17 protein-coding genes are annotated in these 20,610 nt (G+C 62.0%); 1 reads left to right on the plus strand and 16 read right to left on the minus strand.

Features of this window, described 5'->3' with window-relative positions; genetic code table 11:
* Positions 1-108 precede the first annotated feature (108 nt).
* Both AB3X86_RS30265 and hemE read right to left on the minus strand, forming a co-directional pair.
* On the minus strand, positions 109-2,355 hold the full coding sequence (locus AB3X86_RS30265; RefSeq protein ID WP_368598798.1) for a primosomal protein N': 2,247 nt from the start codon (positions 2,353-2,355) through the stop codon (positions 109-111).
* Between the two features lie 465 nt (positions 2,356-2,820).
* Positions 2,821-3,921: a uroporphyrinogen decarboxylase gene (hemE, locus tag AB3X86_RS30270; protein ID WP_176380024.1), complete on the minus strand. Its 1,101-nt coding sequence runs from the start codon at positions 3,919-3,921 to the stop codon at positions 2,821-2,823.
* Positions 3,922-4,215: 294 nt separating this feature from the next.
* Here hemE and AB3X86_RS30275 point away from each other — a divergent pair, with 294 nt between their 5' ends.
* A complete protein-coding gene (locus AB3X86_RS30275; protein ID WP_368598799.1) occupies positions 4,216-5,007 on the plus strand; it encodes a transporter substrate-binding domain-containing protein in 792 nt (263 codons plus the stop codon).
* Positions 5,008-5,825: 818 nt separating this feature from the next.
* On the opposite strand, the gene AB3X86_RS30280 is transcribed toward AB3X86_RS30275, so the two are convergent.
* The 14 genes from AB3X86_RS30280 to mnmG form a co-directional block, all read right to left on the minus strand.
* Positions 5,826-7,556, minus strand: coding sequence for an AMP-binding protein (locus AB3X86_RS30280; protein WP_368598800.1), 1,731 nt, complete (start codon positions 7,554-7,556; stop codon positions 5,826-5,828).
* Positions 7,557-7,777: 221 nt separating this feature from the next.
* Positions 7,778-8,203: a F0F1 ATP synthase subunit epsilon gene (locus AB3X86_RS30285; protein WP_008917918.1), complete on the minus strand. Its 426-nt coding sequence runs from the start codon at positions 8,201-8,203 to the stop codon at positions 7,778-7,780.
* 157 nt (positions 8,204-8,360) lie between these two features.
* Entirely contained in the window at positions 8,361-9,755 is a 1,395-nt protein-coding gene (atpD, locus tag AB3X86_RS30290; protein WP_176109931.1) for a F0F1 ATP synthase subunit beta, read from the minus strand.
* Between the two features lie 101 nt (positions 9,756-9,856).
* Positions 9,857-10,741 (minus strand): F0F1 ATP synthase subunit gamma, encoded by an 885-nt coding sequence (gene atpG / locus AB3X86_RS30295; RefSeq protein ID WP_176125383.1) that lies wholly within the window; start codon positions 10,739-10,741, stop codon positions 9,857-9,859.
* Between the two features lie 140 nt (positions 10,742-10,881).
* Positions 10,882-12,423: a F0F1 ATP synthase subunit alpha gene (gene atpA / locus AB3X86_RS30300; protein WP_018432453.1), complete on the minus strand. Its 1,542-nt coding sequence runs from the start codon at positions 12,421-12,423 to the stop codon at positions 10,882-10,884.
* Positions 12,424-12,479: 56 nt separating this feature from the next.
* The gene (locus AB3X86_RS30305; RefSeq protein WP_368598801.1) at positions 12,480-13,019 is read right to left on the minus strand and encodes a F0F1 ATP synthase subunit delta; all 540 of its coding nucleotides are present in this window, start codon (positions 13,017-13,019) and stop codon (positions 12,480-12,482) included.
* 2 nt (positions 13,020-13,021) lie between these two features.
* Positions 13,022-13,492, minus strand: coding sequence for a F0F1 ATP synthase subunit B (locus tag AB3X86_RS30310; RefSeq protein WP_176125381.1), 471 nt, complete (start codon positions 13,490-13,492; stop codon positions 13,022-13,024).
* A gap of 136 nt (positions 13,493-13,628) precedes the next feature.
* The gene (gene atpE / locus AB3X86_RS30315; RefSeq protein WP_007180033.1) at positions 13,629-13,898 is read right to left on the minus strand and encodes a F0F1 ATP synthase subunit C; all 270 of its coding nucleotides are present in this window, start codon (positions 13,896-13,898) and stop codon (positions 13,629-13,631) included.
* A gap of 81 nt (positions 13,899-13,979) precedes the next feature.
* Entirely contained in the window at positions 13,980-14,831 is an 852-nt protein-coding gene (gene atpB, locus AB3X86_RS30320) for a F0F1 ATP synthase subunit A (RefSeq protein ID WP_368598802.1), read from the minus strand.
* Positions 14,832-14,995: 164 nt separating this feature from the next.
* On the minus strand, positions 14,996-15,541 hold the full coding sequence (locus tag AB3X86_RS30325; RefSeq protein WP_368588256.1) for an ATP synthase subunit I: 546 nt from the start codon (positions 15,539-15,541) through the stop codon (positions 14,996-14,998).
* Between the two features lie 574 nt (positions 15,542-16,115).
* Complete coding sequence (locus AB3X86_RS30330; RefSeq protein ID WP_129956626.1) at positions 16,116-17,003, minus strand: ParB/RepB/Spo0J family partition protein; 888 nt, start codon at positions 17,001-17,003, stop codon at positions 16,116-16,118.
* Between the two features lie 18 nt (positions 17,004-17,021).
* Positions 17,022-17,813 carry a ParA family protein gene (locus AB3X86_RS30335; protein WP_368598803.1) on the minus strand — a complete coding sequence of 264 codons (792 nt, stop codon included), beginning with the start codon at positions 17,811-17,813 and terminating at the stop codon, positions 17,022-17,024.
* A 69-nt stretch (positions 17,814-17,882) separates the two neighbouring features.
* Positions 17,883-18,566 (minus strand): 16S rRNA (guanine(527)-N(7))-methyltransferase RsmG, encoded by a 684-nt coding sequence (gene rsmG / locus AB3X86_RS30340; protein WP_368598804.1) that lies wholly within the window; start codon positions 18,564-18,566, stop codon positions 17,883-17,885.
* Positions 18,563-20,521 (minus strand): tRNA uridine-5-carboxymethylaminomethyl(34) synthesis enzyme MnmG, encoded by a 1,959-nt coding sequence (gene mnmG, locus AB3X86_RS30345; protein ID WP_368598805.1) that lies wholly within the window; start codon positions 20,519-20,521, stop codon positions 18,563-18,565. Before mnmG ends, rsmG begins: the two co-directional genes overlap by 4 nt.
* Between the last annotated feature and the right edge of the window lie 89 nt (positions 20,522-20,610).

Here is a 20,610-nt window from a genome sequence, read left to right on the forward strand (position 1 = left end):
ATGCGCCGATTTGGCGAATATAGGCGAGCGCTATCGCAAAGCGAAACGATCATTCGCTCTATGGATATGACTCAAAGAAGTAAGGCCGGCGTCACCTAGGCCGTGGCGTCAGATGTCGAGCGGATCGACTTCGAGATTCCAGCGCAGCACGCCCTTGAGCGCGCGCAACAGCGGCTGCCATGCACGCAACGTGGCCTGCAGCGCGGCGCGCGACGCGCTTTCGATCAGCAGCTGCGCGCGATGAACGTGCATCACCTTGACGATCGTGAGCGGCACCGCGTCGTATACGGTGACACGCTCGGCGGCCGGAATCTGCGCAAGCTCGGCGGCGGCCTGCTGCAGGAACGCGAGCGCCGCTTCGAGCGTGCGGCCTTCGGCTCGCAGCAGCGCCTGATAGACGAACGGCGGCAGGTGCGCGTCGCGTCGCTCCGCGAGCGTCGAGTTGGCGAAGCCGACGTAGTCGTGACGGCCCAGCGCGTGATACAGCGCGTGGCGCGGATAGCGCGTCTGCACCAGCACTTCACCCGGCAGACCAGCGCGGCCCGCGCGGCCGCTCACCTGCATAAGCTGTGCGAACAGGCGCTCGCTCGCGCGGAAATCATGCGAAAACAGCGCGGTATCGGCATTCAGCACGCCTACCAGCGACACGCGCTGGAAATCGTGCCCTTTCGCGATCATCTGTGTACCGACCAGAATATCGACCTCGCCCGCGTGCACGTCGGAGAACAACGCCTGCGCGCTGCCTTTGCGGCGCGTGCTATCGGCATCGATACGCAGCACGCGGGCGCCCGGAACCGCGCTGGCGAGCGTTTCCTCGACGCGCTGCGTGCCGCGCCCGAGCGGTGCGATGTCGACGTTGCCGCACTCCGGGCACGAACGCGGGATACGAGACTCCCAGCCGCAGTGATGGCAGCGCAGCGCGCGCTCGGGCTTGTGCAGCACGACGTAGGCGCTGCAGCGTGGACAACCGGCCACCCAGCCGCACGCGTCGCAGGCGAGTTGCGGCGCGTAGCCACGTCGGTTCAGGAACACGAGACTCTGCTCGCCGCGTTCGAGCCGCGCCTTGATCGCGGCGATCAACGGACCCGACAAGCCTTCGATCGACGCCCGCCCGCGGCGGCGCTCGTCTTCGAGATCGATCAGGCGTACGGCCGGCAGCGCGGCGTCGGCGACGGCCCGGCGCGACAGCGTGAGCCGCTTGTAGCGGCCCTGATCGGCCTGCCACCAGCTCTCGAGCGATGGCGTCGCCGAGCCGAGCACGACCGGCACACCGAGCTGTTTCGCCCGATAAATCGCGAGATCGCGCGCCGAATAGCGCAAGCCCTCCTGCTGCTTGTAGGCCGGATCGTGCTCTTCGTCGACAACGATGATCGCCAGCCGCGGCAGCGACGCGAGTACCGCGAGCCGTGTGCCGAGCACGATGCGAGCACGGCCGGTGTGGGCGGCGAACCAGTTGCGGGCGCGCTCGCCTTCGGCGAGGCCGCTGTGCAGCGTGACGATCGCGCTGGCGTCGAGCGCGGCGAAGCGGGCACGGAACGCCGCCTCGAACTGCGGCGTCAGGTTGATTTCCGGCACCAGCACGAGCGCTTGCGCATCCGGCCTGGCGGCCAGAATCGCGGCGAGTGCGCGCAGGTACACCTCGGTTTTGCCGCTGCCCGTCACGCCGTGCAGCAGGAACGGCGCGAAGCCGTCGGCGGCGCGGATAGCTTCGACAGCACTCGCCTGCTCGTCGGTGAGGGTCGGCAGGACCGGCGCGGGCGCGTCCGGCAGCGAAGCGGCGGCGGGCACCGCGGCGGCGTCGATCACGTCGAGCGTCACCCAGCCAGCGGCCTGCCATGTGTCGAGTGTCGCCAGCGCTTTCGGATGCAGCGCGCGGGCGTCGGCGGCGAGCAGGAAGTCGGCTTGCGCGAGTGCTTGCGCGAGCGCTCGGAGCGCCGTCGCGCGGGCCGGCAACGTGTCAGGCAATGCCGTGCGGCCCTCAGGCGTCAACCGATAGCGCTCTTCCGGCGCGAACAGCCGCGACCAGCGCGACGCGTCGCGCAGCGCCTGCGGCAGCGCGGGCAGCGCCACTTCGCCGAGACTGCGTTGATAGTAGTCCGCGGCGAACCCGGCGAGCGCGAGCCAATGCGCCGACACCGGCGGACACGACGCGCAGACCTTATCCACATCCCGCAGGCGTTCGGCGGGCACCTCGCTGTGAGCGACCACCTCGCAGATCAGCCCCACCACGTGCCGTTTACCGAACGGAACGCTGACGAGCGCGCCCACGACAGCCGCCTCGGATGTGCCGCAGCGGTAGTCGAACAAGGTCGGCAGCGGATGATCGAGCGCGACGCGGACGAACACTTCGTTCACTCGGCGAGGCGCTGAGGACGAGCCGGCACGAGGCCAAATCGCGGCGCGCGGTGGCTCGCGCGGTAGGCGATACCGTCGAAGTTAAAGTAAAACCTTAATTTCACCGCTAAGTTTTGGATTCGGCTGAACAATTCCGCTCGGCGCGTGGCCCTGTGGATAACTTTGTTGAGAACTTCGCTTCGGCGGGCCGCAAATGGCCTAGCGACGGCCTTGTGTGGGATTCCGCACATTTCATCCCGCGCGCCGCAAAGCCTTGCCCGACAAGGCTCAGATTAAATGCGCCGGCTATGTGCAAGGGTCCTGCCACGATTAAAGCCTCTACTGCGCCGCAGCGTGCGAAGTGTGCATAAGTCAACTCTTGACTTTCGTAAGACCACCATCTGACGGCCTCTTCGAGGAACTACGGTCCTTAGGCCCAGAGCCCAATTCGCTGCAATGCAACACGAAACGGTAACGATTACAGTCTCACGAGGGCGTATGTGCACCACTACGAATCGCGCGGCTGTGACGATGCACTTCGTCGACCAGCTCGGCAACATGCTCTGGCGGCGTGAACTGCGAAATGCCATGACCCAGGTTGAAAACGTGGCCGGGATGATTGCCGAAGCTGTCGAGCACCGCGCGCGCTTCCATGCGGATAGCGGCGGGTGGTGCAAACAGCACCGACGGATCGATGTTGCCCTGAAGCGCCACCTTGTTACCGACACGCTCGCGCGCCTTACCGAGATTCACGGTCCAGTCGAGGCCCACCGCGTCGACACCGCTCGCGGCGATATCGTCGAGCCACAGGCCACCGCCCTTCGTGAAGGCGATCACGGGCACTTTTTCGCCGTCGTGCTCGCGCTTCAGCTGACTGACCACCTGCTCGATGTAGCGCAGCGAAAAGCGCTGGTAGATGCCATCGGCGAGCGCTCCGCCCCATGTGTCGAAAATCATCACTGCTTGCGCGCCGGCTTCGATTTGCGCGTTCAGATACGCCGCGACCGAGCGCGCGTTGATCTCGAGAATCCGCTGCAGCAAATCGGGACGCGCGTACAGCATCGATTTGATCGTGCGAAAGTCCGCCGAGCCCCCGCCTTCTACCATGTAGCACGCGAGCGTCCACGGACTGCCCGAGAAGCCGATCAAAGGCACCCGCTGGCGGCCTTGCGCGTCCTTTAGCGCCGAGCGGATTTCACGCACGGCGTCGGTCACGTAGCGCAGTGTCGCGTCGATGTCCGGCACCGCGAGGCGCGCGACGTCGTCTTCGGTGCGCACCGGACGGGCAAATTTCGGCCCCTCGCCGTTGACGAAATCGAGGCCGAGGCCCATCGCGTCGGGCACGGTTAGGATGTCGGAGAACAGGATCGCGGCGTCGAGCGGATACCGATCGAGCGGCTGCAGCGTGACTTCCGTCGCGAAAGCCGGATTCTTCGCGAGACCGAGGAAACTGCCCGCGCGGCCGCGCGTGGCGTTGTATTCCGGCAGATAGCGGCCAGCTTGCCGCATCAGCCAGATCGGCGTGTAGTCGGTGGGCTGGCGCAGCAGCGCGCGCAGGAAAGTGTCGTTCAGGAGTTGATGGGCCACGTTGCGTGCGACTGGAGGGCTGAGGGCAAAAGAGCATTTTACCGGAGGCGGCCGCGGTCATCGCGCATCGCGGGGTAATCGACGTTGCGACGGCGCGTCGTGGGAAGCGGGCGAAGTGCAGCTCGGGCGCACCTCCGCCACTTGCCGGCCGCCACTGCGTGTACGGCTTCGGGTCGCTGTCTTCTGCTGCCCCGGTCACCCTGGCTGAACGGCCGATGTTCAAGCCCGCGCTGCCAAGCTACTATCCGACAGCTTTACCGATGAATTACACACTACACACCACCAGGAGACTCGATGAAGAAGGCAGCACTCGCAATGCTCGGCGCGCTCGCCGGCGTCCTGATGCAGGTCGGCGTGGCCAACGCCCAAGGCGCCGCGGCCGCGCCGTCCAGGCTCGACGACATCATCAACCGCGGCACGATACGCGCCTGCACGACCGGCGACTACAAGCCGTACTCGTTCTACAAAGGCGATGGCCAGTTCGAGGGCATCGATATCGACATGGCCGAGTCGCTCGCGAAGTCGCTCGGCGTGAAGGTCGAGTTCGTCAAGACGTCGTGGTCGAACCTGATGAACGACTTCGTCGCGAAGTGCGACATCGGCATCGGCGGTGTGTCGCCGACGCTCGAGCGCCAGAAGCATGCGTTCTTGACTCAGGCTTACATGATCGACGGCAAGACGCCGATCGTCCGTTGCGACGACGTCAACAAATATCAGACGGTCGCGCAAATCGATCAACCGTCCACGCGAGTGATCGTCAACCCGGGTGGCACCAACGAGAAGTTCGCGAAGCAATACTTCACGCACGCGAACGTGACCGTTTATCCGGACAACGTGACGATCTTCAAACAGATTCTCGCGGGCAAGGCGGACGTGATGGTGACGGATGCGTCGGAGACCTTGCTACAGCAGAAGCTCAATCCCGGCCTATGCTCGGTGCATCCGGACAAGCCGTTTCAGTACGGCGAGAAGGCATGGCTGCTGCCGCGCGGCGACGTCGCGTTCCAGCAATACGTCGATCAGTGGCTGCACCTCGCCCGAGCGACCGGCGAGTATCAGGCTGTTTCGGACAAGTGGTTGAAGTAAGCCGGCCGTGTCCGTGCCGGGCCGTCAGTTGCTAACTAATTGCGGCAAGGGCGGTTTGCGCGGGCCTGAAGGTGTCGCATCGGCGAGGATGTAACGAAGGGCGACGTCTTCGAGCTGTAATAACTGCCGGATCAGCTCTATGAGGAAGACATGCGCCCCTTTTTAATCAGTCGCGCACGCGGCTTCGTGTCGCTGCATTGCAGCGCGGATTTTCGCCGGTTTGCGAATATTTCGGGGCATAGTCGCAGTGCTTGTTCCGCAGGAACTTCGTCGCTCGAAAGCTGCAAATGCAACTATTTCGCGCTGATGAATGACCGAATTTATACTGCGATGTGCGTCATGGCTGGCGTCAATCATGCTTCTGGAACCGCGTCGCAGGCATCGGTAAAAACTACGTTTCATACGCTTTTATTTTGGCAATAAATCCCGCAACGCCTTGTCTGGCGGGCGTTACAACCTGAAACACTTTGTTACCGCCTTCGTAGGTTAATTCGCCCACAATGCCCTCAACGGTTTCAACACGGATGTGGCTGTGTGCGTGGTGTGAGCGGATACGATGCACTTGCCGGTCGGCGGTTGCCGAAGCCCTGTGAAGGGGCATCCCTGCTGGGGCCGTGATCGACGCAGGGTCGTCGGCATAACCGTCCCATCATTGGTCTCCTCGCGCTAACCCCGTAGCGTGTGGTTTTTAGCGGGCTCCAGGCCCGCTTTTTTTTCGTCTGCTCAAACGTTTGCGCGCGACGAATGTCCGCCGCGCAACTTCGGTTCTACTCCTTGCCCATTGCTCATGTTTGGCTGCGGAGCCTGCCGCGGCAGCGTCATGCCGTCTTGTCCTCTCTGAGTTTCAATTCGCTGATCATGCTTTCGCGCATCACGAATTTTTGTACCTTGCCGGTCACGGTCATAGGTAGTTCGTCGACGAAGCGGATATATCGCGGCACCTTGTAGTGCGCAATCTGTCCGTGGCAGAACTGCTGGATCTCTTCTGCCGTTGCCTGTTCACCCGTCCGCAGCACGATCCACGCGCATACTTCTTCGCCGTACCTGGTATCGGGCACGCCGAAGACCTGCACGCTCTGGATCTTCGGATGGCGGAACAGAAACTCCTCGATCTCGCGCGGATAGATGTTTTCGCCGCCGCGAATCAGCATGTCCTTCAGCCGGCCGACGATGTTGCAATAGCCTTCGCCGTCGAGCGTCGCAAGGTCGCCCGTATGCATCCAGCCGTCGACGATGCTCTCGTGCGTCTTCGCTTCGTCGCCCCAGTAACCGAGCATCACCGAGTAGCCGCGCGTGCATAGCTCGCCGGTTTCGCCAACCGGGACGATATTGCCCAGTGGATCGACGATTTTCACTTCGAGATGCGGCTGGATGCGCCCGACAGTCGTCGTCCGCTTATCGAGAGGATCGGTCGTCGAGCTTTGAAACGAGACCGGGCTGGTTTCCGTCATGCCGTAGGCGATCGTGATCTCGCTCAGGTGCATCTTCGAGACGACCTTCTTCATCGTCTCGATCGGGCACGGCGAGCCCGCCATGATGCCGGTGCGCAGCCGCGAGAAGTCGTAAGACGCGAAGGTCGGATGGTCGAGTTCGGCGATGAACATCGTCGGCACGCCGTGCAGCGCGGTGCATTTTTCCTCGGCTGTCGCGGCGAGCGTCGCGGCGGGATCGAAGCCCTCGCCCGGGAACACCATCTTCGCCCCGACCGACACGCATGCGAGCACCGCCAGCACCATCCCGAAGCAGTGGTACAGCGGCACTGGAATGCACAGGCCGTCCTGCTCACTGAGCCGCATCGCCATCGCGATATAGCGCGCGTTGTTCACGACGTTGCGATGCGTCAGCGTCGCGCCCTTTGGATTGCCCGTTGTGCCGCTGGTGAACTGGATGTTGATTGGTTCACGGCACGACAGCGTCGCGCCGATCGCATCGAGCCGGGTGACGTCGAACGACGCGCGCCCACGCTCGATCACATCGGAAAAGCTCAGCATGCCTGGCGTCTCCGTGTCGCACATGCGGATCACGTAGCGCAGCTCCGGCAGCCGCGCGGCATGCAGTTCGCCCGGCGGCTGCGTCGCGAGTTCGGGCGCAAGCTCCTGCAGCATCTCGAGGTACATCGACGTCTTGAAGCGCTCCGCGGTGATGATCGCCTTGCAACCGACCTTGTTCAGCGCATATTCGAGCTCCGCGAGCCGGTAGGCCGGATTGATATTGACGAGGATCGCGCCGATACGCGCGGTCGCGAACTGCGTCAGCAGCCACTCGACGCGGTTCGGCGACCAGATGCCTACGCGGTCGCCCTTGGCGATGCCGAGTGCAAGCAGCCCGGACGCCAGCACGTCCACTTCTTGCGCGAATTCGCTCCACGTCCAGCGAATGCGCTGCTCGCGAAACACCACGGCCGGTCGTTCGGGAAAGCGCGCCGCGGTGTCGCGCAGAAACTCGCCGACGGTCGCTTCGCTCAACGGATTTTCAGTCGACCCGCGCACGTACGACAGTCCATCTGCGGGTTCGATGAGCGCACCTTCGCCCGAGCTATGCGTTGCCATGGTGTTGTCTCCGTGAGCGCGAGCGCGCTCGATTGAAATGAATTTGAAATCGATTGTGCACCGGCGCGTACCGGGCCGGCATCAAGTCTTACCCGCACCGCATCGAGCCGACCGACGCCTATGTCTCCACCCTCATGGATTTTGCCGTCCTTTACGTAAACGTCAACCAGATATCAAAAAAAAGCAGCCGCGTGGGCTGCTTTCTTCTGCTACGTGCTGCTTTAGTGCTGGCCGCGCAGCTTGCGCAGACGCTGGATTGCCGCGAGTTGTGCGGTCGCGTACGCGAGCTCCGCTTGTGCGGTCGCGTACTCGAGGTTCGAACCCGTGTTCTGCAGCGCCTCTTCCGCACGCTTGCGTGCGTCTTCGGCCTTGGCTTCGTCGAGATCCTTGCCACGAATCGCGGTGTCGGCGAGAACCGTCACTGCGCCCGGCTGGACTTCAAGGATGCCGCCGGCGACGAACACAAACTCTTCTTCGCCGTTTTCAACTTCGATGCGCACCGCACCCGGACGGATCCGTGTGATGAGCGGCGTGTGGCCCGGCAGAATGCCGAGTTCACCCGCTTCGCCTGGCAGCGCGACGAACTTCGCCTGGCCCGAGAAGATTTCCTCTTCCGCGCTGACGACGTCTACTTTAATGGTTGCCATATGTGTCGACTCCTGTCGACGAGAGTTAGCGCTTTGTGCTGACCCCCGTCCCATGCAAGGCGGGTTGAGCGTAATAAGAGACGCTGGCTTTGCTCAACACTACCGTTTTGGCAGTCGTGATGCGCGAGGCCCGCGCCCGCTTCGTTACACCCGACCTTTACTGGATCTTCTTGGCCTTTTCGAAGGCTTCGTCGATCGTGCCGACCATGTAGAACGCTTGCTCCGGCAGGTGATCGCACTCGCCTTCGACGATCATCTTGAAGCCGCGGATCGTTTCCTTCAGCGGCACGTACTTGCCCGGCGAACCCGTGAACACTTCAGCGACGTGGAACGGCTGCGACAGGAAACGCTGGATCTTACGAGCACGCGCGACGGCGAGCTTGTCTTCCGGCGCGAGTTCGTCCATGCCCAGAATCGCGATGATGTCGCGCAGTTCCTTGTAGCGCTGCAGCGTTTGCTGCACGCCGCGCGTGATCGAGTAGTGCTCTTCGCCGATCACGTGCGGGTCGATCTGACGCGAGGTCGAATCGAGCGGGTCCACCGCGGGGTAGATACCGAGCGAAGCGATGTCACGCGACAGCACGACGGTTGCGTCCAGGTGGCCGAAGGTCGTAGCCGGCGACGGGTCGGTCAGGTCGTCCGCAGGGACGTACACGGCCTGCACCGACGTAATCGAGCCAGTCTTGGTCGACGTAATCCGCTCTTGCAGCTTACCCATTTCTTCAGCCAGCGTCGGCTGATAGCCCACTGCCGACGGCATACGGCCGAGCAGTGCCGACACTTCGGTACCGGCCAGCGTGAAACGGTAGATGTTGTCGACGAAGAACAGCACGTCGAGGCCTTCGTCACGGAAGTGCTCGGCCATCGTCAGACCGGTCAGCGCAACGCGCAGACGGTTGCCCGGCGGCTCGTTCATCTGGCCGTACACCAGCGCGACTTTGTCGAGAACGTTCGAGTCCTTCATTTCATGATAGAAGTCGTTCCCTTCGCGGGTACGCTCGCCCACACCGGCGAACACGGAGTAACCGCCGTGTTCCTTCGCGATGTTGTTGATCAGTTCCATCATGTTCACGGTTTTGCCCACACCGGCGCCACCGAACAGACCCACCTTACCGCCCTTTGCGAACGGGCAGATCAGGTCGATAACCTTGATGCCGGTTTCGAGCAGTTCGGTCGACGGCGACAGTTGGTCGAACGCCGGAGCCTTCTGGTGGATCGCACGCGTGGTTTCGCTCGAGATCGGGCCGGCTTCGTCGATCGGACGGCCCAGCACGTCCATGATACGGCCGAGGGTTGGCTTGCCGACCGGCACGCTAATCGGGTTGCCCGTGTTCTTCACGATCGTGCCGCGGCGCAGACCGTCCGAAGCACCCAGACAGATGGTACGGACCACGCCGTCGCCCAGCTGCTGCTGGACTTCGAGCGTCAGCTCCGAACCTTCGAGAATGAGCGCGTCGTAGATCTTCGGCATGGATTCACGCGGAAATTCCACGTCGATCACCGCGCCGATGCACTGTACGATCTTGCCTTCTACCAAAGCAGTAGTACTCATCGCTTTTCCTTTAGATACTCAATTCTTCACTCGCGCAAAGGCGCAGTTTCTCCGATGGGTGCGCCGCTCGGGCGCACACGCAACGACCTGTCTGACCGAGGTCAGACGGCCGCCGCTCCACCGACGATTTCCGACAGTTCTTTCGTGATCGCGGCCTGACGGCTCTTGTTGTACACGAGCTGCAGATCGCTGATGACCGTCTTCGCGTTGTCCGAAGCGGCTTTCATCGCGACCATGCGGGCCGACTGCTCCGATGCCATGTTTTCCGCGACGGCCTGATAGACCAGCGCTTCGACATAACGCACCAGGAGTTCGTCCACCACTGCTTGCGCATCCGGCTCGTAGATGTAGTCCCACTGCGTGCTCGGCGTCGTACCGTCTTCTTCCGTGCGCTCGAACTGGTCCGCCGACAACGGCAGCAGTTGCTCGATCACCGGCTCCTGCTTCATCGTGTTGACGAAGCGCGTGTACGCGAGGTACACCGCCGAAATCTTGCCTTCCGAGAACAGGTCGAGTTGCACCTTCACGGCGCCGATCAGCTTTTCCAGATGCGGCGTATCGCCCAGATGCACGACGTTCGACACGACCTTCGCCTGCAGACGGTTCAGGAAGCCCAGACCCTTGCTGCCGATCGCGGTTGCCTCGATCGTCTTGCCCTGACCTTCAAGTTCCTTGAACCTCTGCAGCGACGCGCGCAGCACGTTGGTGTTCATCCCGCCGCAAAGACCTTTATCAGTCGTGACGAGGATGATACCGGCCGCCTTTGCGCCTTCGTTCGACACCATGAACGGGTGACGATACTCCGGGTTCGCACGGCTCATGTGCGCGGCGATGTCGCGGACCTTGTCGGCATACGGGCGAGCAGCGCGCATGCGCTCCTGAGCGCGGCGCATCTTTGATGCGGCCACCATCTCCATCGCTTTCGTGATCTTGCGCGTGTTTTGCACGCTCTTGATCTTGCCGCGAATTTCCTTCATTCCAGCCATTGCTTGCTCCTTTGTCGGCCCGAGTTAGCGCCTCAGCGCTTACTCGGGTCCCATGCAAAGCGGCCGAAGCGGCGCGGGAGCATTCGCATGCGGCCCGCGCCGCTTCAAGGTCCGTTTATGCCTTGCGGATCACTCGCGGATCAATACGCGCCGGACTTCTTGAAGTCTTTGACGGCCGTGTGCAGCAGGCCTTCGTCGTCCTTCGAGAGTTCCTTGGTATCTTCGATACGCTTGACCAGGTCAGCATGGCTCGACTTCAGGTGATCGCGCAGGCCCTTCTCGAACGGCAGGACTTGGGCAACTTCGAGGTCGTCGAGATAGCCGTTGTTCGCTGCGAACAGCGACACAGCCAGTTCCCACACTTGCAGCGGCTGATACTGCGGCTGCTTCAGCAGTTCCGTCACGCGGCGGCCGCGCTCGAGCTGCTTGCGGGTCGCTTCGTCGAGGTCCGATGCGAACTGCGCGAACGCAGCGAGTTCACGGTACTGCGCGAGGTCGGTACGGATACCGCCCGACAGCTTCTTCACGACCTTCGTCTGAGCCGCACCACCCACGCGCGACACCGACACGCCAGCGTTAATTGCCGGGCGGATACCTGCGTTGAAGAGGTCGGTTTCAAGGAAGATCTGGCCGTCGGTAATCGAGATCACGTTCGTCGGAACGAATGCGGTCACGTCGCCTGCCTGCGTTTCGATGACCGGTAGTGCCGTCAGCGAACCGCTCTTGCCCTTCACTTCACCGTTGGTGAACTTCTCGACGTACTCTTCCGAGACGCGAGCAGCACGCTCGAGCAGACGCGAGTGCAGATAGAACACGTCACCCGGGTAAGCTTCACGGCCCGGCGGGCGGCGCAGCAGCAGGGAGATCTGACGGTATGCCCAAGCCTGCTTGGTCAAGTCGTCATAAACGATCAGCGCGTCCTGGCCGCGATCGCGGAAGTATTCGCCCATCGTGCAACCGGCGTACGGCGCGAGGTATTGCATTGCGGCCGAATCCGAAGCCGAAGCGGCGACGACGATCGTGTATTCGAGCGCGCCCGATTCTTCGAGCTTGCGCACCACGTTCATGATCGACGAAGCCTTCTGGCCGATCGCGACGTAGATACAGACGAGGTTCTTGCCCTTCTGGTTGATGATCGCGTCGACTGCGACTGCGGTCTTGCCGCACTGACGGTCGCCGATGATCAGCTCACGCTGGCCACGGCCGATCGGCACCATCGAGTCGATCGACTTCAGACCGGTTTGGACCGGTTCCGAAACCGACTTACGCCAGATCACCCCCGGTGCAATCTTTTCGATTGCGTCGGTCATCTTCGCGTTGAGCGGGCCCTTGCCATCGATTGGGTTGCCGAGCGCGTCGACCACACGCCCGAGCAGTTCCGGACCAACCGGCACTTCGAGAATGCGGCCCGTCGTCTTGACGATGTCGCCTTCCGAAATGTGTTCGTATTCACCCAGAATCACGGCGCCGACCGAGTCGCGCTCGAGGTTCAGCGCCAGACCGAAGGTGTTGCCCGGGAATTCGAGCATTTCGCCCTGCATCACTTCCGACAGACCGTGGATACGCACGATACCGTCGGTCACGGAGATCACGGTGCCCTGGTTGCGAACGTCTGCGCTCGCTTCAAGGCCCTGGATCCGGCTCTTGATCAGCTCGCTGATCTCAGAGGGATTGAGTTGCATTATTCGCTCCTGATAGTCAATTCTGTTGCGTGCCAGCCGCTAAAGCGCGAAGCGCTTCAGGCCGTCAGGGCCGTTTGCATCCTGGCGAGCCGCGCGCGGACCGAGGTATCGAGCACTTCGTCGCCGACCGTCACGCGTACGCCGCCGATCAGCGACTGATCGATTTCGACCGTCGGCTTCAGCTTGCGCTTGAACTTGCGTTCGAGGCTTGCGACGAGTTCGTTCAACTGCGCACCTTCGAGCGGGAATGCGCTGACGATCAGCACATCTGCCGCGCCTTCGCGGGCGTTCTTCAACTCTTCGAACTGCGAGGCGATTTCAGGCAGCAGCTGCAGGCGATGGTTGTCCACCAGCATCTGCACCAGATTCTTCGCTTGCGCGTTGTCCGTGAGCGGCGACTTGACCGCAGCCAGCAGCAGATCGCTAACCTGGGCGCGGCTCACTTTCGGGCTCGAGGCGATCGACAGCACATCGGGCAAACGCGCAACCTGTGCCAGCTCCTGCACGAGCGTGGACCAGGCGGCGATGTCACCAGCTTCGGCCACGCCAAACAGCGCTTCCGCGTACGGACGGGCGATGGTTGCAAGTTCGGCCATGATCAGAGCTCGGCTTTCAGTTGATTCAGCAGGTCAGCGTGAGCTGCCTGGTCGACTTCGCGCTTCAGGATCTGTTCAGCGCCCTTCACAGCGAGTGCAGCGACTTCGCCACGCAGCGCTTCGCGCGCTTTCACGACTTGCTGGTCCGCTTCGGCCTTCGCCTGCGCGATGATGCGGGCGGCTTCCGCCTGCGCCTGAGCCTTGATTTCGTCGGCGACTGCGACAGCGCGCTTTTCAGCGTCGGCGATGCGTTGCTGGCCGTCGTTGCGAGCCTGGGCCAGTTCCTGGTCGACGCGCTTGTGAGCGGCTTCGAGTTCCTGCTTGCCCTTTTCCGCGGCGGACAGACCGTCGGCGATCTTCTTCGCGCGCTCGTCGAGGGCGTTGATCAGCGGCGGCCACACGAATTTCATCGTGAACCACGCGAGGATCAGGAACACGACCATTTGCGCAAACAGGGTTGCGTTGAGATTCACGGTGTTTCCTTAAACGTTGCTTGTTCGGAAAGTGAAACGGCAAGGCGCTCATCGATTCTGCTCGATCAGCGCCCCAGTACCCGTTCCGCCCTGCGCCTTTACTTGTTATAGCTCAAGCGCAAACCTCCGAGGAACCTCAGCCTGCCAGCTTCGAGAGCAGCGGGTTCGCGAACGCAAACAGCATTGCCACACCAACGCCAATCAGGAACGCCGCATCGATCAGACCAGCCAGCAGGAACATCTTGGTTTGCAGCGGGTTCATCAGTTCCGGCTGACGGGCACATGCTTCGATGTACTTGCCGCCCATCAGACCGATACCGATACAGGCGCCGATAGCACCCAGGCCGATGATGATGCCGATACCGATGGCGGTCAGACCCTGGATGTTGGCGATGAAAGCTTGCATGATCACTCCTTTGTGAAAAGTCTTTTAGAACTGGTTGGAACTGGGATTTAAAAAACTACGATTCTTTGCCGACAACGCGGGTTAGTGCGCGTCGTGTGCCTGGCCGATGTACACCAGCGTCAGCATCATGAAAATGAACGCCTGCAGCAGAACGATCAGGATGTGGAAGATTGACCACACTGTGCCGGCGACCACGTGGCCGATGAAGCCAAGCACCGTCGTGTCCGCGCCGAAGCTCCAGATGCTGCCGAGCAGGGCAATCAGCAGGAACAACAGTTCGCCCGCGTACATGTTGCCGAATAGCCGCATGCCGAGCGACACCGTCTTCGCGACGAACTCGATGATGTTCAGTGCCAGGTTCGGGATCCACAGCAGCGGATGCGCGCCGAACGGAGCGGACAGCAGTTCATGCACGAAGCCGCCAGCGCCCTTGATCTTGAAGTTGTAGTAAATCATCAGCACGAACACGCCGAGTGCGATGCCGATCGTGCCGTTCAGGTCGGCGGTCGGCACGAGGCGGTGGTGCGGAATGACTTCGGAGAGGCCCAGCCAGCCGATCAAGCGGCCCGGCAGGTCGACCGGGATAAAGTCGAGCGAGTTCATCAGCGCGACCCAGACAAACACCGTCAGCGCGAGCGGCGCGATGAAGGTGCGCGAGCCGTGGATCATGGCCTTCGATTGATCCTCGACCATTTCGACCAGCATTTCGATCGCGCATTGGAAGCGGCCCGGCACGCCGGACGTCGCCCTGCGGGCTGCCAGATGCAGCACGAGGATCGTGACGAGACCGCACACGATCGACCAGAAAAGGGTGTCGAGATTCCACACATGGATGTCGAAAATCGACGTCTGGTGTGCGGTGGAAAAGTTCTGCAAGTGGTGCGCGATGTACTCGGACGGATCCATTGCGCGCGTGCCTTCGCTAGCTGCCATATCGTTAAAGCCACCCAAATTGTCGAAAATCGTTCTAGGCCGTTCCACCCAAAGACGGTATTGCGGGAACGCGCCGGGTGCGGGCCCTGTCTCGTCCGCACACCCGTGCCGGCGCTACGCGCCGGCAATAAATTCTTTTTGCTGCTATTTTTTGTGCTGCTACCTTAGCGCCACGCCAAGGCGATCCAGTAAGTCTTCAGCGCGATGAGGTAGGTCACCAGCAGCGGAATCCAACGTACGTCGTGATACCAGAAGGCGATTGCGACAAACATCGCAATCGTTGTCCCCATTTTTAATGCTTCGCCGATCATCCAACTCATCACGGTCTCGGCGCCGCCCAGCTTTTCCAGTCGCGCCGCGAACAACGCACCCGGCACCCAGCAGATCGCCCCCCCCAGGAACGCTGACAGCGCAGCAGCGCCCGGCGGCTTGTAGAACAGCCACCACAACAGCGTTGCAACCAGGGACAAAACCATTTGCGCTGCGACGACCCTGAACGGCGTCACGCGCGATGGACGACCCACGCCGGGACCAAACAGCTTTTCCGCCTCGGCCCGCGTGAGCGGAACGATATTGTTATCTTCCTGCGCGTCATCCCACGCTTCGGCCGGATCGAACTGCCGACTGGCGGACGTCTCGGGTGCGGAGCGTTCAGCGCGGTGTCTGTCGTCACCATTTTCCGGCGACAGATTCGACGTTTTAACCGCCATCCCAATGTTCCGAAAGTCTCGTTCAGCCCGCGAGTTTACGCAGCGCTTACGGGGTTGCCGTGCAATTAAATCCGGGCGATTGTAAGCGATAGTTGCAGGCAATTCAAGACTTTAGGCGAACCTATAATGGGGTGCAACGTACCTTCACGGTGCGGTAAAACATATGCTAACGACGCGAATCACGTCAAATGTAAGGTGGACGGGGGGCGGCAAAATCCGTGGGGGTAGTCGCGTGGATCGTAGCTCTTTGGCAGGCCGTTTCGACGCTGCGACGGACGTCTCGAAAATGCAACAAACGCCGCTTTTTTAAGGGCTAAACGGGACAGCTCTTCAATTGAACCGAGCCATAATCGCCGCGATTTTCATGATGATCGAGCCGCTTTGCGATAGCGGCTCGTAAGGATGATTACCGCGTCGATGTCGAAGGCTTGAAACTAGGATTCCTGATTATCTTTGCATCGTTTGTTTGGAATCCACGATAATTGCTCGCACTGAGGTAAACCAACTCGCGGCAATGCTCACGCACACGCCGCCAGCCGCTCACCACCCTTCGCTGCTAAGCGCCATTCTGCGCTCAGACGTTCGCGTTCCCGCGCAAGCGGACAAGAATGCCTTCCAACGCGTCGAGATCGCCAAAGTCCACCAGCACCTGGCCGCGACCGCGTCGACCGAGCTTGATTTTCACCGTCGCCGACAACAGGTCCGACAGTTCCTCTTCTAGCCGTCGCGTGTCGCGGCCGCCATCCGGGTTCGCGCGCGCCTTGACCGCCGGCGTCACTTTCGTGGTCATCGCGACCAGCTTTTCGGTCTCGCGCACAGACAGGCGCTTGTTGACGACCTGATTGGCCAGCGTGATCTGCGTCGCGGCATCGACCGCGAGCAGCGCGCGAGCGTGACCCATGTCGAGATCGCCGGCGAGCAACATCGTCTGTACCGGTGTCGCGAGATTCAGCAGCCGCAGGAGGTTCGACACCGCGCTGCGCGAACGGCCCACCGACTCTGCCGCCTGCTCATGCGTGAAATTGAATTCGTCCAGCAGGCGCTGGATGCCCTGAGCCTCTTCGAGCGGATTCAGATCCTCGCGCTGGATGTTCTCAATCAGCGCCATCGCCGCGGCGGCCTGATCGGGCACGTCCTTCACGAGCACCGGCACCTCATCGAGGCCCGCGAGTCGCGCTGCGCGAAAACGCCGCTCACCCGCGATGATCTCGTAGCGATCCGCCGCGATCGGACGCACGAGAATCGGCTGCATCAGCCCTTGCGCGCGGATGCTTGCCGCGAGTTCCTGCAGCGCACCTTCGTCCATGCGCGTACGCGGCTGGTATTTGCCAGCCTGCATCTTGCCGAGCGGCAGTACGTTCGGCGCACCGTCGATCACCGCTGCTTCGGTGATATCCGCGGTGCCGCCGAGCAATGCCTCCAGACCGCGGCCCAGTCCCTTCTTTCTTGCTACTGCGTTCATCGTGCTTCCTCGATCCGCTTAGGATGCCTGGGGCGCGTCATTCAGCGCGCGCACCCGCTCAATCATTTCGACGCCGAACTGCACGTACGCCTGCGCGCCTCGCGACGCCCTGTCGAACACCACACCGGGCAGCCCGTAGCTGGGTGCCTCGGCCAATCGCACATTGCGTGGAATCACCGCGTCGAACACCTTGTCGCCGAAGTGCTCTTTCAATTGATCCGAGACTTGCTGTTGCAACGTGATGCGCGGATCGAACATCACGCGCAGCAGACCGATCACCTTGAGGTCGCGATTCAGGTTCGCGTGCACCTGCTTGATCGTATTGACGAGGTCGGACAGCCCTTCGAGCGCGAAGTATTCGCACTGCATCGGAATGACGACGCCGTGCGCGGCGCATAGTCCGTTGAGCGTCAGCAGCGACAGAGCCGGCGGGCAATCGATCAGCACGAAATCGTACTCGCCCTCGATCGCAGCGAGCGCCGTCCTAAGTTGACGCTCGCGATTCTGCATGCTGACGAGCTCGACCTCGGCGCCCGCGAGCTCACGGTTCGCGGGCAGCACGTCGTATCCGATCGCCTCGGGCCGCACGCGCGCATCGGCCACCGACACGCTGTCCACGAGCACCTCGTAAACCGTGTTCGCACATTCGGCTTTGTCGATACCGCTGCCCATCGTGGCGTTGCCTTGCGGGTCCAGATCGATGAGAAGGACTCGCTGTCCCTGCGCTGCCAGGCTCGCGGCCAGATTGACTGCGGTGGTCGTCTTGCCGACACCGCCCTTCTGGTTCGCAACGCAGAAGATTTTTGCCATCGTTGGTGTGTCCCTTTTCCTGCTTGGATGAAGTGAAAATCGTTGGGGTGCCTAGAGGCCGCGCGGCCGTTAGCTTTCGCTGTCTACTCGCACCTCAATCAGGTGCCGTTCGGCGTCGAGCGACGGCACGTTCAGCCGGATGATCTGTTCCACGTGGGCACCCGCCGGTAGACGCGCGATTTCTGCATCCGGCCGCACACCCTTCATCGCCCAGATCGCGCCCTGCTCCGCAACCAGATGACGGGCCAGTGTAACGAAATCCGCGAGTTCTGCGAATGCGCGCGAGACGATTACGTCGAACTTTGCCGGTACTTCGGCGCCAGGCTGCAGCGTCTCCACCCGGCCGGTCACGACCGACAGGTTCGCGAGGCCCAGTTCGGCCTTTGCCTGCGCTTGAAATGCCGTCTTCTTATGAACGATGTCGTTCGTCGTGACGGTCCAATCGGGCAGCACAATCGCGAGCACGATGCCCGGCATGCCACCGCCCGAACCCACGTCGAGCACTGACGACGGTCCGCGCGGCGCCAGGTGCGGCACGATCGACAGCGAATCGAGGATGTGCTGAATCAGCATCTGCCGCGGATCGCGGATTGCCGTCAGGTTGTAGACGCTGTTCCACTTCGCGAGCAGCGCGACGTAATCGAGCAGCTTGCGCTGCTGCACGTCGCTGAGTTCGAGGCCAAGTTCACGGACACCGGCCGCGAGCAATGACGCCAACGCCTGCTGGTCGATTCCCCTTTGCGCTGCCGTCATTGCACCACCGGCGTGCTGTCGGCGCCGGGCTCGGCAGGTTTCGACGGGCGACGCCCGAGGCCACGCTTCAGATGGACCATCAGCAGCGAGATCGCGGCAGGCGTGATGCCCGAAATACGCGACGCCTGGCCGATCGTTTCCGGCCGGTACTGCATCAGCTTCTGGCGGGCTTCGAACGACAGTCCACGCACCTCGGTGTAGTCCAGCCCTTCGGGCAAACGGGTATTCTCTTGCGCCTCGTTGCGTTCGATCTCACCGGCCTGTCGGTCGATATAGCCTTGATATTTGACGCCGATTTCGATCTGCTCCTTAATCTGCGCGAGCAGCACGGGGTCTTCCGCTAGTGCTTCAGGCGCGCCACACGTACCATCGCGCAGCGCGCAGACGCCGTCGTAGCTGACACCCGGACGACGCAGCAGGTCCGCGAGACTGTACTCGTGGTCGATCGGCTTGCCGAGCAATGCGGTGGCTTGTTCCGCGGATAAAGTCTTAGGATTGACCCACGTTGAACGCAAGCGCTGTGTTTCACGTGAAACAGCGTCACGCTTGCGACTGAAGGCGTCCCAGCGGGCGTCATCGACTACACCGAGCTCGCGCCCGATCTCCGTCAACCGCATGTCGGCATTGTCCTCGCGCAAGCTCAGACGGTACTCCGCACGGCTCGTGAACATCCGGTACGGCTCGGACACCCCGCGTGTGACCAGATCGTCGACGAGGACGCCGAGATAAGCCTGGTCGCGCCGCGGGCACCATGCTTCCTTGCCTTGCACGAACAGACCGGCGTTGATGCCGGCCAGAACGCCCTGCGCTGCCGCCTCTTCATAGCCAGTCGTACCGTTGATCTGCCCCGCGAAGAACAGCCCACTGATCACCTTCGTTTCCAGCGATGCCTTCAGCCCACGCGGATCGAAATAGTCGTACTCGATTGCATAGCCGGGCCGCAGGATATGGGCATGCTCCAGACCGCGCATCGATCGCACCAGCTCAAGCTGCACGTCGAACGGCAGGCTCGTCGAGATCCCGTTCGGATAGAACTCGTTAGTGCTCAGACCTTCCGGCTCGAGATAGATCTGATGCGATTCCTTCGACGCAAACCGGTGAATCTTGTCCTCGATCGACGGGCAATAGCGTGGCCCCACCCCCTCGATCACGCCCGTGTACATCGGTGAACGGTCGAGACCGCCACGAATGATGTCGTGCGTCCGTTGATTCGTATGCGTGACCCAGCACGGCACTTGGCGCGGGTGCTGCTCGACGCGCCCGAGGAACGAGAACACCGGCACCGGGTCCAAGTCGCCCGGCTGCTCTTCGAGTTGCGAATAGTCGATCGTGCGACCGTCGATCCGCGGCGGTGTACCCGTCTTCAGGCGGCCCTGCGGCAGCTTCAGCTCTTTCAGCCGAGCCGACAGCGAGACTGCGGCGGGGTCACCGGCGCGGCCGCCGGTGTAGTTGTTCAAGCCCACGTGAATCTTGCCGTCGAGGAACGTGCCAGCCGTCAGCACCACCGCGCGCGACCGGAAACGAATACCCACTTGCGTGACGGCGCCGACCACGCGGTCGCCCTCGACCATTAGATCGTCGACGGCCTGCTGAAACAGCCACAGATTCGGCTGGTTCTCCAGACGATGGCGGATCGCCGCCTTGTACAGCACGCGGTCGGCCTGAGCGCGCGTCGCGCGGACCGCCGGCCCTTTCGACGAATTCAGGATGCGGAACTGGATGCCGCTTTCGTCGGTGGCAGCCGCCATGGCGCCGCCGAGCGCATCGACTTCCTTGACCAGATGGCCTTTGCCGATGCCGCCAATCGACGGATTGCAGCTCATCTGACCGAGGGTCTCGATGTTATGGGTCAAAAGCAGCGTTTTATTGCCCATGCGCGCCGACGCCAAAGCGGCTTCGGTGCCGGCATGACCGCCGCCGACGACGATTACGTCAAATTCTGTGGGAAAAAGCATCGCGGGATCTCACGCCAGATCGTCGCGTGAGCCTTCAAAGGAAAATGTATGGGCGAATTATAACGGGTTAAGTTTCGGCCCGAATTTCG

This window comes from Paraburkholderia sp. BR14374, from assembly GCF_040948685.1.
In the GTDB taxonomy this organism is placed as follows: Bacteria; Pseudomonadota; Gammaproteobacteria; order Burkholderiales; family Burkholderiaceae; genus Paraburkholderia; species Paraburkholderia youngii.

Coding starts and splice junctions, on each gene's coding strand:
- AB3X86_RS30275 (WP_368598799.1), top strand. CDS start 4,216: ATGAAGAAGGCAGCACTCGCAATGCTCGGCGCGCTCGCCGGCGTCCTG.
- AB3X86_RS30280 (WP_368598800.1), bottom strand. CDS start 7,556: ATGGCAACGCATAGCTCGGGCGAAGGTGCGCTCATCGAACCCGCAGAT.
- AB3X86_RS30285 (WP_008917918.1), bottom strand. CDS start 8,203: ATGGCAACCATTAAAGTAGACGTCGTCAGCGCGGAAGAGGAAATCTTC.
- atpD (WP_176109931.1), bottom strand. CDS start 9,755: ATGAGTACTACTGCTTTGGTAGAAGGCAAGATCGTACAGTGCATCGGC.
- atpG (WP_176125383.1), bottom strand. CDS start 10,741: ATGGCTGGAATGAAGGAAATTCGCGGCAAGATCAAGAGCGTGCAAAAC.
- atpA (WP_018432453.1), bottom strand. CDS start 12,423: ATGCAACTCAATCCCTCTGAGATCAGCGAGCTGATCAAGAGCCGGATC.
- AB3X86_RS30305 (WP_368598801.1), bottom strand. CDS start 13,019: ATGGCCGAACTTGCAACCATCGCCCGTCCGTACGCGGAAGCGCTGTTT.
- atpE (WP_007180033.1), bottom strand. CDS start 13,898: ATGCAAGCTTTCATCGCCAACATCCAGGGTCTGACCGCCATCGGTATC.
- atpB (WP_368598802.1), bottom strand. CDS start 14,831: ATGGCAGCTAGCGAAGGCACGCGCGCAATGGATCCGTCCGAGTACATC.
- AB3X86_RS30325 (WP_368588256.1), bottom strand. CDS start 15,541: ATGGCGGTTAAAACGTCGAATCTGTCGCCGGAAAATGGTGACGACAGA.
- AB3X86_RS30330 (WP_129956626.1), bottom strand. CDS start 17,003: ATGAACGCAGTAGCAAGAAAGAAGGGACTGGGCCGCGGTCTGGAGGCA.
- AB3X86_RS30335 (WP_368598803.1), bottom strand. CDS start 17,813: ATGGCAAAAATCTTCTGCGTTGCGAACCAGAAGGGCGGTGTCGGCAAG.
- rsmG (WP_368598804.1), bottom strand. CDS start 18,566: ATGACGGCAGCGCAAAGGGGAATCGACCAGCAGGCGTTGGCGTCATTG.
- mnmG (WP_368598805.1), bottom strand. CDS start 20,521: ATGCTTTTTCCCACAGAATTTGACGTAATCGTCGTCGGCGGCGGTCAT.